The organism is Catellatospora sp. TT07R-123 (assembly GCF_018327705.1).
In the GTDB taxonomy this organism is placed as follows: Bacteria; Actinomycetota; Actinomycetes; order Mycobacteriales; family Micromonosporaceae; genus Catellatospora.
Genome location: NZ_BNEM01000002.1, coordinates 1,896,538 through 1,909,221, shown reverse-complemented (window position 1 = coordinate 1,909,221; position 12,684 = coordinate 1,896,538). Strand labels below are relative to the sequence as shown.

Annotated in this window: 15 protein-coding genes; 7 read left to right on the top strand and 8 right to left on the bottom strand. The window is 72.2% G+C overall.

Annotated elements, in window-relative coordinates:
* Positions 1–537 (top strand): DUF1697 domain-containing protein, encoded by a 537-nt coding sequence (locus Cs7R123_RS28520; RefSeq protein ID WP_212830941.1) that lies wholly within the window; start codon positions 1–3, stop codon positions 535–537.
* A 105-nt stretch (positions 538–642) separates the two neighbouring features.
* On the opposite strand, the gene Cs7R123_RS28515 is transcribed toward Cs7R123_RS28520, so the two are convergent.
* From Cs7R123_RS28515 to Cs7R123_RS28500, 4 genes are all read right to left on the bottom strand, one after another.
* On the bottom strand, positions 643–1,683 hold the full coding sequence (locus Cs7R123_RS28515) for a family 2 encapsulin nanocompartment cargo protein polyprenyl transferase (RefSeq protein WP_244872202.1): 1,041 nt from the start codon (positions 1,681–1,683) through the stop codon (positions 643–645).
* Positions 1,684–1,712: 29 nt separating this feature from the next.
* Positions 1,713–3,107 carry a family 2B encapsulin nanocompartment shell protein gene (locus tag Cs7R123_RS28510; RefSeq protein WP_308442900.1) on the bottom strand — a complete coding sequence of 465 codons (1,395 nt, stop codon included), beginning with the start codon at positions 3,105–3,107 and terminating at the stop codon, positions 1,713–1,715.
* Positions 3,108–3,360: 253 nt separating this feature from the next.
* A complete protein-coding gene (locus tag Cs7R123_RS28505) occupies positions 3,361–3,759 on the bottom strand; it encodes a hypothetical protein (protein ID WP_212830939.1) in 399 nt (132 codons plus the stop codon).
* The gene (locus Cs7R123_RS28500) at positions 3,737–4,510 is read right to left on the bottom strand and encodes an SDR family NAD(P)-dependent oxidoreductase (RefSeq protein ID WP_212830938.1); all 774 of its coding nucleotides are present in this window, start codon (positions 4,508–4,510) and stop codon (positions 3,737–3,739) included. The genes Cs7R123_RS28505 and Cs7R123_RS28500 overlap by 23 nt, the downstream gene beginning before the upstream one ends.
* A gap of 438 nt (positions 4,511–4,948) precedes the next feature.
* On the opposite strand from Cs7R123_RS28500, the gene Cs7R123_RS28495 reads away from it, so the two are divergent.
* Complete coding sequence (locus Cs7R123_RS28495; RefSeq protein WP_212830936.1) at positions 4,949–7,702, top strand: glycoside hydrolase family 3 N-terminal domain-containing protein; 2,754 nt, start codon at positions 4,949–4,951, stop codon at positions 7,700–7,702.
* Positions 7,703–7,745: 43 nt separating this feature from the next.
* Here the strand turns inward: Cs7R123_RS28495 and Cs7R123_RS28490 are convergent, their stop codons facing one another.
* The 4 genes from Cs7R123_RS28490 to Cs7R123_RS28475 all read right to left on the bottom strand — a co-directional run bounded on the left by Cs7R123_RS28490 (position 7,746) and on the right by Cs7R123_RS28475 (position 10,023).
* Positions 7,746–8,153, bottom strand: coding sequence for an OsmC family protein (locus Cs7R123_RS28490; RefSeq protein WP_244872201.1), 408 nt, complete (start codon positions 8,151–8,153; stop codon positions 7,746–7,748).
* A 49-nt stretch (positions 8,154–8,202) separates the two neighbouring features.
* Complete coding sequence (locus Cs7R123_RS28485; RefSeq protein ID WP_212830933.1) at positions 8,203–8,769, bottom strand: YdeI family protein; 567 nt, start codon at positions 8,767–8,769, stop codon at positions 8,203–8,205.
* Between the two features lie 49 nt (positions 8,770–8,818).
* On the bottom strand, positions 8,819–9,298 hold the full coding sequence (locus Cs7R123_RS28480) for an N-acetyltransferase (RefSeq protein ID WP_212830931.1): 480 nt from the start codon (positions 9,296–9,298) through the stop codon (positions 8,819–8,821).
* A gap of 62 nt (positions 9,299–9,360) precedes the next feature.
* The gene (locus tag Cs7R123_RS28475) at positions 9,361–10,023 is read right to left on the bottom strand and encodes an NAD(P)H-binding protein (protein WP_212830929.1); all 663 of its coding nucleotides are present in this window, start codon (positions 10,021–10,023) and stop codon (positions 9,361–9,363) included.
* A gap of 112 nt (positions 10,024–10,135) precedes the next feature.
* Here Cs7R123_RS28475 and Cs7R123_RS28470 point away from each other — a divergent pair, with 112 nt between their 5' ends.
* The 5 genes from Cs7R123_RS28470 (at position 10,136) to Cs7R123_RS28450 (ending at position 12,644) form a co-directional block, all read left to right on the top strand.
* A complete protein-coding gene (locus Cs7R123_RS28470; protein ID WP_212830927.1) occupies positions 10,136–10,693 on the top strand; it encodes a hypothetical protein in 558 nt (185 codons plus the stop codon).
* Positions 10,694–10,714: 21 nt separating this feature from the next.
* Complete coding sequence (locus Cs7R123_RS28465) at positions 10,715–10,975, top strand: BON domain-containing protein (protein ID WP_212830925.1); 261 nt, start codon at positions 10,715–10,717, stop codon at positions 10,973–10,975.
* On the top strand, positions 10,972–11,727 hold the full coding sequence (locus tag Cs7R123_RS28460; protein WP_212830923.1) for a metallophosphoesterase: 756 nt from the start codon (positions 10,972–10,974) through the stop codon (positions 11,725–11,727). Before Cs7R123_RS28465 ends, Cs7R123_RS28460 begins: the two co-directional genes overlap by 4 nt.
* A 47-nt stretch (positions 11,728–11,774) precedes the next feature.
* Positions 11,775–12,158: a hypothetical protein gene (locus Cs7R123_RS28455; protein WP_212830920.1), complete on the top strand. Its 384-nt coding sequence runs from the start codon at positions 11,775–11,777 to the stop codon at positions 12,156–12,158.
* Between the two features lie 195 nt (positions 12,159–12,353).
* The gene (locus Cs7R123_RS28450) at positions 12,354–12,644 is read left to right on the top strand and encodes a hypothetical protein (protein ID WP_212830918.1); all 291 of its coding nucleotides are present in this window, start codon (positions 12,354–12,356) and stop codon (positions 12,642–12,644) included.
* Positions 12,645–12,684: the final 40 nt, after the last annotated feature.

Below are 12,684 nucleotides of genomic sequence, written 5' to 3'. Positions count from 1 at the left end.
ATGAACCGCTACGTCGCGCTGCTGCGCGGGATCAACGTCGGCCGCAACAAGCAGATCCCGATGGCCGACCTCAAGGACCTGCTGGCCGGGCTCGGCCACACCGACGTGTCGACCTACCTGCGCAGCGGCAACGCCCTGTTCACCAGCGACGGCACCGACGAGGAGGCGCTGGCCGAGCAGATCTCGGCCGCGATCGCCGCCCGGTTCGGCGCGCAGGTCGGCGTGCTGGTGCGCGGCCGCGACGAGCTGGCCGCGATCACGGCGGCCGACCCGCTGGCCGACCGGGTCACCGACCCGGCCCGCTACCTGGTGGTGTTCCTGTCCGCCCCGGTCACCCAGGCGGTCGTCGACGGCATCGACCGCGCCGCGTACGGCACCGAGGTCATGGTCGCCGGCCGCCGCGAGGTGTACGTCTGGCTGCCCGACGGCATCGCCGACAGCAAACTCACCCAGGCCTTCTTCCAGAAGCGCCTCTCGGTAGACACCGCCACCGCCCGCAACTGGAACACCGTAACCAAACTGACCACCCTGCCCTGACGATCACCCCCACCCCAGCCGAATTGCCGGGCAATCGGGCGTATCTTGACCGTTGATACGCCCGATTGCCCGGCGACTTGTGCTGGTTGTGCCGAGGTTGACCGCTCAGCGCTGGCGGTGGGTGGCCATCCGGGCCAGGGCGTGCAGGGCGGCCGCGCCGTGCGGTTGGGGCCGCGCGGTGTGCAGGGCGCTCATCGCGTCGGCCAGCAGCTCGTTGGCCGCGCTGCGCCCGGCGGTGCGCGCCCCCGCCGCCTCGATCAGGTCGGCGGCCTGGACCGCCTCCGCCTCGCTCAGCGCCCGGTCGAGCCGGTAGAGCCGGTCCAGTTCGCGCCCGGCCGGGGTGCCCGAGGTCAGCGCCGTGACCACGACCAGCGACTTCTTGCGGCTGTGTAGGTCCGAATGGACCGGTTTGCCGGTGACCGCCGGGTCGCCCCAGATGCCGAGCAGGTCGTCGACGTACTGGAAGGCCAGGCCGAGCCGGGTGCCGAAGGCACGCAGCCCCGCCACCCGGTCCGGGTCGGCCCCGCCGAGCAGCCCGCCCAGCGCGCACGCCCCGCCGAGCAGGGCCGCGGTCTTGCCCTCGGCCATGATCCGGCACTCGGCCAGGGTCACGTCGTCGCGTTCCTCGAACGCCACATCGGTGGCCTGCCCGTCGATCAGTTCCAGCACCGCCGCGTGCAGCATCCGGCCGGCCTGCGGTGCGGCCGGATGGCCGCACCCGGTCAGCACGTCGTACGCCAGCGACAGCAGCGCGTCCCCGGCCAGGATCGCCGAGGCCTGCCCGAACACGCTCCACGCGGTCGGCCGGTGGCGGCGGGTCACGTCGCCGTCCATGACGTCGTCGTGCAGCAGGGAGAAGTTGTGCACCAGCTCCACCGCCACCGCCGCGGGCACGGCGTCGGCGGCGGAACCCCCGACCGCCTCGGCGGCCGCCAGCGTGAACGCGGGCCGCATGGCCTTGCCCGCGTCCGCGCCGGCGGGCGCGCCGTCGGCGTCGTACCAGCCGAAGTGGTATCCCGCGATGCGCCGCATCGACGACGGCAGGCGGTCCACCGCCTCACGCAGCGCGGAGTCGACGATCGCTCGGCTCCAGGCGAGCACCTCGCGGGCGGACTGGCCGCGGGCCAGCAGGTCGACCGTACTCACAGAGATCACCTCTTCGTCTGGTGCGGCGGTCAGTGGCCGAGCTCGACGTTCTCGAGCACGCCCAGGGCGTCGGGCACCAGGATCGCCGCCGAGTAGTAGGCGCTGACCAGGTACGACATGATCGCCTTGTCGTTGATGCCCATGAACCGCACCGACAGGCTCGGCTGGTACTCGTCCGGGATGCCGGGCTGGTGCAGGCCGATGACGCCCTGCTCGGCCTCGCCCAGGCGCATGACCAGGATCGAGGTCGTCCCGTTCTCGCTGACCGGGATCTTGTTGCAGGGCAGCAGCGGCACGCCGCGCCAGGCGGGCACCCCCGAGCCGTGCAGCTCGACGCCCTGCGGGTAGATGCCGCGGCGGGTGCACTCGCGGCCGAACGCGGCGATGGCCTTCGGGTGGGCGAGGAAGGCGTGCGAGCTGCGCCGCCGGCTGAGCAGCTCGTCGAGGTCGTCGGGCGTGGGCGGGCCGGTTCGGGTGTGGATGCGCTGCTTGAGGTCGGCGTTGCTGAGCAGGCCGAACTCGCGGTTGTTGATCAGCTCGAACTCCTGGCGCTCCTTGAGCGCCTCGATCGTGAGCCGCAACTGCTGCTCGATCTGGTTCATCGGCTCGTTGTAGAGGTCCGCGACGCGGGTGTGCACCTGGAGCACGGTCTGGGCGACGCTGAGCTCGTACTCCCTCGGCGTCAGCTCGTAGTCGACGAAGGTGCCGGGCAGCTGCGCCTCGCCGAAGTGGCCGGCCGAGATGTCGATCGCGGCCTCGCCGTGCTTGTTCTGCGCCGGGATCGGGCTGTCCCGGCGGCGCCGTACGTGCTCGCGCAGGCTCTCCGACAGGGCCGCGACCTCCTCGAACGCGCTGCGCGGCAGCGACAGCACGATGCAGGAGGTGACCGCCTTGACGGTGGCCTCCCAGGTGGCGCCGGTCTGGGTCAGCGACTGCTCGCCGAAGTACTCGCCGTCGGCCAGCACCCCGAGCACGATCTTGTCGCCGTACTTGCCGGTGCCGATCCGGTTGACCTTGCCGTGGGCGAGGAGGAACACCTGGTCGGCGGGCTCGCCGCTGGAGACGATGACGTCGCCGGGGGAGAACTCGTGCTGGCGGAACCGGTCGGCCAGGGCCTCCAGGACCATCGGGTCGTCGAAGTCGCGCAGCAGCGGCAGCTCGCACAGCTCCGGCGGCACCACGCGGACCTGGCCGCCGGCGGTCGTGAAGCTGAGCCGGCCGTCGCCGACGGCGTAGCTCAGCCGCCGGTTGACCCGGTACGTACCGCCCTTGACCTGCGTCCACGGGAGCATGCGCAGCAGCCACCGGGAGGAGATCTCCTGCATCTGCGGCGCGGACTTGGTCGTCGTCGCGAGGTTGCGGGCTGCGGCTGTCGCGAGTGACTGCTGCCGCTGTCCATTGTCGACCTCTGTGCGGGCGTCCACGGACACCACGATCACCACCCCTGGATAGGAGGAACCGGCGGGGGGAAGCCGCCGGTGTGTACCGCGACGCGGTTTTGATTACCTTGCGTCCGGTTCGTACTAATTCTTAGGGGTCGGGAGGCGGTTGTGGAAGTCCCGATCGCTGGAAAATATCCGCTTTTAATATGCTACGGCCTCTGCTAAGGTGCGACCGTCCACGACGCGCCGCCCTCACCCCTGTGGGGTGGCGTGCAGTGCGATGTGTGCCGTGTGGTCAGGCGGTGGCGAACCAGTCGCGGACCGACTGCATCGAGTCGAAATGGCAGGTCGGGAAGGTGGCGGGCCCTTCGGGGGCCGGTTCGGCCTCGGCCGCGTACGCGGGCGGCATCAGATAGGCCATTTTGGTCACACCGGCCCGGTTCCAGGCCGGGATCAGGTTGGTGTCGCACCAGGAGTCGAAGCCGGCGTCCGGCCGGTGGTGCAGTTGGCGGGCGTCGACCACCACGTACTCGGTGGGCAGCTGCTCGGCGGTCTGCGCGAACCGGCTCATCAGCGCCCGGAAGTCGGCGTCGGTGATGTGGTCGGTCGCCGGAGACCAGGTCAGCTCCAGGACGTGCTTGGCGTCGTCGTGGCTGATCGCGCCGTATTCGTCATGGTAGATCGAGTTCGACATGGTGATCCCTTCCTCGGGCGACGCTGTCGGTGGTCCCGTGCTCGCCGCCGCTGACCTCCAGCACCTGGCCGGTCACCCCGGCCGCCTCGTCGCAGGCCAGCCAGGTGATCGCCGCGGCGACCTCGTCGGCGGTGACCGCGCGGCCCAGCGCGTTGTCGGCGTACATGCGCGGCCCGCTGCTGTGGCTGGTGCGCACGTGGTTGACGCGGATGCCGCTGGAGCCGTATTCGCTGGCCATGCTGCGGGTCAGCGCCTCCAGCGCGCCCGCGATCGCCCCCAGCGCGCCGGTGTGCGGGCGGCCGCTGCGGCCGTCGGTCGTGGCGACCGTGATGATCGAGCCGCGCCGGGCGGGCAGCATCACGCGCGCCGCCTCGGCGCCGGTGAGGAACTGGGCGCCGACCACGTGCCCGAGTGCGCCGGTCAACGCCGCCGGGTCCAGATCGTGGTACGGGACCCCGTCGCCGACCGCGGTCCCGGCCAGGCAGAGCACGTTGACCACCGTGTCGATCGGGCCGGTCGCGGCGACCTCGGCCAGGTGACCGCGTACCTCGTCGCGGTCGCCCGGATCGACCGACGCCGCGGTGGCCTCGCCGCCGTCGGCCCGGATCTTCTCGGCGAGGGTCTGCACCGCGTCCTCGTCGCGGCCGCTGACCCAGACCGCGGCGCCGTTGCGGGCCAGATGGCGGGCGACCGACCCGCCCAGCCGCTCGTCGGCGGCGAACACCAGCACCCGCTTGCCGGACAGCATCATCGGTATCCCCTCACCCGTCGCACACAGCATCCGCCCAGCTCAGCCACTGGGCAGTCCCCACCGGCATCGTCCCACCCGCACCCGCCCCCCGTCCGCCACTCGCCCGCTCCGGTCGAACCCCGGCCCCCGCCGGGCCGAGGGACAACCCGCCGGGCCGCGGGACAACCCCGCCAAGTTGCCGGGCAATCGGGGGAATGCGGGTCCATGATTCGCCCGATTGCCCGGCAACTTGCGAAAGGGGCCGCGGGGAGGTGGGCGGGGCGGGAGTGGGGCCGGGGGTTTTCATGGGTGTGGATGTCACGTAAGCTGGCGATTGCGGGAGCGCTCCCACCAACCGGGCTCGGTGGGGATGACGTCCCTCGGTCGGCTGGTCGGCACCGCCGGGCTGAGGGTTCACTGTCGCGGGACCCGTCCCGCCCCTGTCACTCGGGAAACCCCATGAGACTCTTGCGTACCCGCGCCCTGCTGGCCGCGCTGCTGGGGGCGAGCCTGCTCGCCGTACCGGCCCCCGCCGGCGCCGCCGGCCTGCCCTATCAGGACCCGTCCCTGCCCGTCGCCACCCGCGTCAACGACCTGCTGTCGCGGATGAGCCTGGACGACAAGCTCGGCCAGATGACCCAGGCCGAACGGGCCTCGGTCAGCACGAGCGAGCTCACCTCGTACCGGCTCGGCTCGGTGCTGTCCGGCGGGGGCTCGGCGCCGTCGTCGAACAACGCCACCGGCTGGGCCGACATGACCGACAACTTCCAGCGCGCCGCCCTGGCCACCCCGCTGGGCATCCCGATCCTGTACGGCGCCGACGCCGTCCACGGCCACAACAACGTCGTCGGCGCCACGATCTTCCCGCACAACATCGGCCTCGGCGCGACCCGCAACCCGGCCCTGGTGCAGGACATCGGCCGGGCCGTGGCCGAGGAGGTCACCGGCACCGGCGTCGACTGGGACTTCGCGCCCTGCCTGTGCGTGGCCCGCAACGACCGCTGGGGCCGCACGTACGAGTCGTTCGGCGAGAAGCCCGAGCTGGTCAGCTCGATGGCGACCATCGTCACCGGCCTACAGGGCACCAGCCTCGGCGGCACCGCCTCGGTGCTGGCCACGGCCAAGCACTACCTGGGCGACGGCGGCACCACCAACGGCACCGACCAGGGCAACACCCAGATCTCCGAGGCGGAGCTGCGCGCGATCCACCTGCCGCCGTTCCAGGCCGCCATCGCCAAGGGCGTCGGCTCGGTCATGATCTCCTACAGCAGCTGGAACGGTGCCAAGCTGCACGGCAACCAGTACCTGATCACGACCGTCCTCAAGGGAGAGCTGGGCTTCACCGGCTTCGTGGTGTCGGACTGGAACGGCATCGACCAGATCGACGGCGCCACCGGCATGAGCGCCACCGACGTCCGCAGCGCGGTCAACGCGGGCATCGACATGGTGATGGTGCCCACCGACTGGAAGAACTTCATCAACCTGCTGCGCACCGAGGTCAACGCGGGCCGGGTCACCACCGCGCGCATCGACGACGCGGTGCGGCGCATCCTGACCAAGAAGTTCGAGCTCGGCATGTTCGAGCGGCCCCTGGCCGACCGCAGCTTCACGTCCGGTGTGGGCGGTGCCGCGCACCGGGCCCTGGCCCGCAGCGCGGTCGCGCAGTCCATGGTGCTGCTGAAGAACAGCAACAACGTGCTGCCGATCGCCCCGACCGGCGGCAAGATCTTCGTGGCCGGGCGGCACGCCGACAACATCGGCCTGCAGAGCGGCGGCTGGACCGTGACCTGGCAGGGCGGCTCGGGCAACACCACGCCCGGCACCACGATCCTGCAGGGCATCCGCAACACCGTCGGGTCCGGCGCGACCGTCACCTACAACGCGAGCGGCAGCGGCATCGACAGCTCGTACAAGGTGGCGATCGCGGTCGTCGGCGAGCAGCCGTACGCCGAAGGCCAGGGCGACCGCACCGGTGACCTGGGGCTGGACAGCACCGACCTGGCGGCGCTGACCACGCTGCGCAACTCCGGCGTGCCGGTGGTCGTCGTGCTGGTGTCCGGGCGGCCGCTCGACGTCGCCGCGCAGCTGCCGAACTGGAACGCGCTGGTCGCCGCCTGGCTGCCCGGCACCGAGGGCCAGGGCGTGGCCGACGTGCTGTTCAACGTCGTCGCGCCGACCGGCAAGCTGCCGATGACCTGGATGAGCAGCGCCAGCCAGCAGCCGATCAACGACGGCGACGGCAAGACCCCGCTGTTCGCGTACGGGTACGGCCTGGCGTACTCGACCCAGCCGCCGGTCGACACCACGCCGCCCAGCACGCCGGGCACCCCGTCGGCGAGCCAGATCGGCACCAGCGGCGCCACGCTGAGCTGGACCGCCTCCACCGACAACGTGGGCGTCACCGGGTACGACGTGGTGCGCGTGCAGGGCACGACCGAGACCGCGCTCGCCACGGCGACCACCAACTCGGTCGCGCTGACCGGGCTGTCCGCCTCCACCAGCTACACGGTCGCCGTGTACGCCCGCGACGCGGCAGGCAACCGCTCGACCCGCTCCGCCACCGCGACCTTCAGCACCACCGTCGTCGACGGCGCCCCGCCGACCGCGCCGGGCAGCCTCACCGCCTCGAACGTGACCAGCAGCGGCGTGACGCTGAGCTGGACGGCGTCCACTGACGACATCGGGGTGACCGGATACCAGGTGTTCCAGGCCCCGGGCGCGTCCGGCGGCACGTTCACCCAGATCGGCACCACCGCCACCGCGACCACGTTCGCGGTGACGGGCCTGGCGGCGTCGAGCACGTACCGGTTCTACGTGCGGGCGACCGACCGGGCGGGCAACGTGTCGGGCAACTCGAACACCGTCACGGTCACCACGCTGTCCGGTGGCGGCGGCGCGAGCTGCAAGGTCGGCTGGGTGCCCAACGACTGGGGCGGCGGGTTCACCGCCAACGTCACCATCACCAACACCGGCACGGCCACCATCAGCGGCTGGACGCTGGCCTGGACGTTCACCGGCAACCAGGTGCTGACCGGCGGCTGGAACGCCACGCTGACCCAGACCGGCAGCGCGGTCACCGCCCGGGACGTCGGCTGGAACGGCACCGTCGCGCCGGGCGGCAACGCCCAGTTCGGCGTGCAGGGGACGTACAGCGGCACCAACGCCGTCCCGTCGGCGTTCACCGTCAACGGCTCCGCCTGCACCCTGGGCTGACGTGAGCTGGGGCACCCTCCGCAGGGAGGGTGCCCCAGCTCACTCACGGTCGGGGCGGGAGGATCTGGATCGTGTCGGTGGGTTCGCGCAGGGCGCGGCCGACGGTGCAGTAGCCCTCGTGCACCCGGTGCGCGACCGCCTCGAACACCTCGGCGGCCTTGTCGTCGCCGGGCGGCAGCTCGATCTCGTACGTCGCGGTCACCGGCCCGATCTTGCTGGTCTCGACCTTCTCCGCGTCGACGCGCACCGCGAGCTTGACCAGCCGGTGTCCGCGCTTGGCCGTCAGCGGTTCCACGGTCACGATCTCGCAGCCGCCCAGGGCCACCAGCAGCAGCTCCACCGGGCTGAACACGCCGTCCTGATCGGAGCTGCCGATCTCCACCCGCGCGCCCCGCGCGTTGGTCGCGAAGAAGCCGCCGTCATCGGTCCGCTCGACCCTCACCTCAGCCATGATCGCCATGTTAGCCACGCCCGCCGCGACCCGCCCGCAAGCGGGCAGGTCACGGGTAGATCTTGCGCCCCTCGGCGCACATGGCGACGTACTGGGCGATCCGGCGGGCCCGGGTCTCGGGCCGTTTCGCCTCCTGGACCCGGTACAGGATCGAGAACCGGTTGGTGCTGTTCAGCGTGGCGAAGAACGCCGCCGCGGCCGGGTCGGCGGCCAGCGCCTCGGCCAGGTCGGCGGGCACCTCGGCGGTGCGCGGGCTGTCGTAGGCGGCGTCCCATCGCCCGTCGCCCTTGGCCCGGTCCACCTCGGCCTGCCCGCCCGGACGCATCCGGCCCGCCGCGATCAGGGCCTCGACCTTGGCCCGGTTGACCTTCGACCAGGGGCTGCGGGCCCGGCGCGGGGTGAACTTCTGCAACCAGTACGCCTCGTCCAGCGCCCGCTTCTGCCCGTCGATCCACCCGTGGCACAGCGCCACGTCCAGCGCCTGCGCGTAGTTCAGCGCCCCGGGCACGCCCTTGGCCAGCTTCAGCCATAACCCCTGGACGTCTCCGTGGGTCACCACCCACTGCTCGAACGCCTCCGCCGAGGGGAACTCGATGATCTCCGGATCGTCAGCCACCCGCACAGTCAAGCACCGCCCGCCGACATCCCCGGACCCACCGCCGGGGTCAGGCGTCCAGGGTGTAGTGGTGGACCTGGATGGAGGTGTTGCCGGGGGTGGTCCAGGATGCTTCCGTGGTGGCGGTGCGGCGCCAGCCGGTGCGCTCGTAGAGTGCGATCGCGGCGGCCGCGTCGGTCCGCACCTCCAGCGTCAGCGGCAGCGACCGCTCGCGGGCCCAGCCGACGGCCGCGCCGAGCAGCCCCGAGGCGATCCCGGCGCCCTGCGCGGCGGGGGAGACGTACAGGCGGCTGATGTTGTGCCCGTGGCCCGGGGTGTCGCGCAGCAGCACCTGCCCGACCACCGTGTCCCCGATGACCGCGACCCACCCCTGCGCCACGTCGGCCGGGGTCAGCCAGGCGATGGGATCGGCGGGCCACCGGCTCGGGTAGGGCACGCCGGAGGCGTGTACGGCGGCCAGCGCGTCGACGCAGCCGGGCAGGTCGGCGACCTCGCGGGGGCGGATCACCGGAACGTGAGGGGTGGTCACGACGCTGATCATGCCACGGGCCGGACGGCCGGCACGGGCCGCCGCCGGGCCGCCGCTGCGGGTCAGGCGGCGATGATGTTGATCTCGCGATTGCCCAGGACCCGCTCGCGGGCGCCGTCGCGGGCCACCCGGACCATGGCCCGGCCGACCTTCTCGGTCGTGGTGATCACGCTCGGGAACAGCCGCCGCAGCACCGGGTAGAGCGGGCGGCTGACCGCGTACCCGGCCCGGTACAGTCCGGTCTTGGAGACGATCCCGTGCATCGGCTGGATGAACCCGGGCCGGAACAGGTACGTGTCGAACGGCATCGCCAGCAGCGCGTTCTCGGTGCGGCCCTTGACCCGCGCCCACATGCTGCGCCCGCGCTCGGTGCTGTCGGTGCCGGTGCCGGAGACGTACAGGAACCGCATCCCGGGGCTGGTCTGCGCCAGCGTCGCGGCCACCGCCATGGTCAGGTCGTAGGTGACCCGGGTATAGGCCGCCTCGGCCATCCCGGTCGAGGACACCCCGAGGCAGAACAGGCAGGCGTCGAGGCCGGTCAGCCGGTCGGCGAGCGGGGACAGGTCGTACAGGTCGGCGTGCACGATCTCGGTCAGCTTCGGATGGGTCCGGCCGGTCGGCGTACGCCCGACGACCAGCACCGCCTCGACGCCGTCGTCGAGCAGGCATTCCCGCAGCACACCCTGGCCGACCATCCCGGTCGCCCCGAAGATCACAACCCGCACGGCGCGCTCCATTCGACATCGGCCGAGGTGAGGGTATCCGACCGCCGGTTGGGGCAGGATGGAGGCGGGTGGGGAAGGTGTGGAAGCTGCACATCGGGGGTATGGGCACCGCATGCTGAGCGAGATCAGTGCCGAGCTGCTGGAGACCATGAAGCGGTCCGCCAGCGTGCTCAAGCGGACGGAGATCCCGTTCGTGCTGGCCGGAGGCTTTGCCGCGTACGCGCGCGGTGGCACCTCCAGCGACCACGACGTGGACTACCTGATCCGCGAGCAGGACGTGGAGCCCGCGCTGGCGGCGCTGGCGCAGGCCGGGTTCCGGGTGGTGCGCCCGCCGGAGGACTGGCTGGTCAAGGTGTTCGACGACGACCGGCTGGTCGATCTCATCTTCCGCCCGGTGCAGCATCCGGTCACCGACGAGGTGCTGGCCGACAGCGACATCATGCCGGTCAGCGCGCTGCACATCCCGGTGCTGTCGGCGACCGCGCTGATGGAGCACAAGCTGCTGACGTTCTCGCAGCACCACTGCGACTTCGCCCGGGCGCTGCCGCTGGCCCGCTCGCTGCGCGAGCAGATCGACTGGGACCGGGTGCGCGGCAACACCAAGGAGTCGGTGTACGCCCAGGCCTGCCTGTACCTGCTCAGCCTGTTGGAGGTCATCCCGCCGCAGTAGGGGTCAGAGGAGGGGAGCGGCGTGAACGAGCACGACATCAGCGACGAGTACATCGACGCGGCGGTGCAGCGGATGCTGACCGAGGACGACGAGATCTCCGAGCAGGGCATCGAGGTCGTCCGGCACGGCGCCACGGTGGTGCTGCGCGGGCAGGTCGAGTGCGCCTCCCGGCGCGAGGCCATCGAGGCGCGGGTGGTGGCGCACTTTCCGGACCGCAAGGTGTGCAACGACATCTCGGTGACGGCGGTCCGCGAGCCCGCCGAGCCGGAGGTGCTCTCATGATGCGGGTGGCCGCGGTCGGCGACGTGCACATGGACAGCGACGTGCTGGGCCGCTACCGGCCCAGGCTGCTGACGCTGCCGGAGCACGCCGAGGCGCTGCTGCTGGCCGGGGACCTGACCCGCCACGGCACGCCGGAGGAGGCCAAGTGCGTGGCGCAGGAGTTCGGCGACCTGGGCGTGCCGGTGGTGGCGGTGCTGGGCAACCACGACCACCACAGCGACCAGCAGGAGGAGGTCGCCGACGTGCTGCGTCAGGCCGGGATCACGGTCCTGGAGGGCGACGGCGTGGTGCTGGACCGCCCGGCCGGGCGGCTGGGCGTGGCCGGGGTGAAGGGCTTCGGCGGCGGGTTCGCGGGCCGGTGCGCCAGCATGTTCGGCGAGCGCGAGATGAAGGACTTCGTGGGTACGTCCGAACGCAGCGCCGACGCGCTCCAGGCGGCCCTGCTGGGGCTGGACTGCGACGTGCTGGTGGCGCTGACCCACTACGCCCCGGTGCCGGAGACGCTGCACGGCGAGCCGCTGGAGATCTACCCGTTCCTGGGGTCGTACCTGCTGGCGCAGGCGATCGACGCGGCCCCGACGGCGCTGGCGCTGCACGGGCACGCCCATGCCGGCACCGAGCGGGGCATGACGCCGGGCGGGGTGCCGGTGCGCAACGTGGCCCACCCGGTGATCCGGCAGGCGTACAGCGTCTACCAGCTCCACTCCGACGATGATGCGGCGCGGGCGGCGGTTTCGCAGGCCGCGGCGTAGGGCATACGAGCGTCGTCGCCGTTCGCTGAGTAGGCAGGAGACAGACCATGTTCGGAACCCGGAACCACGAGGGCGTCGCGGCTGCCACCTGGCACGAGTTCCTGCGGGGGCTCGGTTCGACCCGCGACGTCGCCGCCGAGCGCGGTGCCGAGCGGGCCGAGGCCATCAGGGACACCCTGTCCGACACCGGCACCGAGGCGCGCCGCCGCGCGTCGGCAGCCTTCGACGTGCTCGCCGGCCGTCCCGCGCCGGTGCGCTGGTCGTGGGTGCTGGCGGCCGGTGCCGTCGGGGCGCTGGTCGGCTTCGCCGCCGCCGAGGCCCTGCGCGGGCACCCGGTCGACGAGGCGGTGGTCGCGCTGCGCAGGCAGCTCGGCCACGCGGGCGGGCGGGTGCGCGAGTCGGCGGCCAGTCTGGCCGACCGGTCCGCGTGACCTCGCGGCGTACGGCCCGGGGTGCACTGTTCCTGCTGAGCAGGGCCAGGCGCCCCGGGCCGTACGCCGTGGAAGGGGTCTTCGTGAAGCCCGGCGCACCCGGCGCTCGGCCGAACGGTGACGCGCCCCTGCCCGGCGCGGCACAATCGAGGTGTCCGGGTGCACGCGGACCCGGGTACGGGGGAGTGTGCGGCGATGGGTATCGAGTCGAAGCTCAGCAACGTGTCGCAGCGGCTGGTGGGCAAGGCCGAGGAGGTGGCCGGCCGGATCACGCACAACGACCACTGGCAGGCTGACGGCCGCGCCCGCCGCGAGCACGCGCGGGAGGACGAGATCCGGCAGAAGGCCAAGGACGTGGCGAAGGCGCAGGAGGCGATGGGCGTGATCAGCCGTGACGAGCGGTTGCGCCTGGAACGCGACGGGACGGCGCCCGCCCCGGCGGGAGGACCGCCCACGGCGGTCGATGCGCCGGATCGGCGACTGTGAGCGTGTCGCCCGACACGCTCGGCGGGGCCTGTAACGCGGG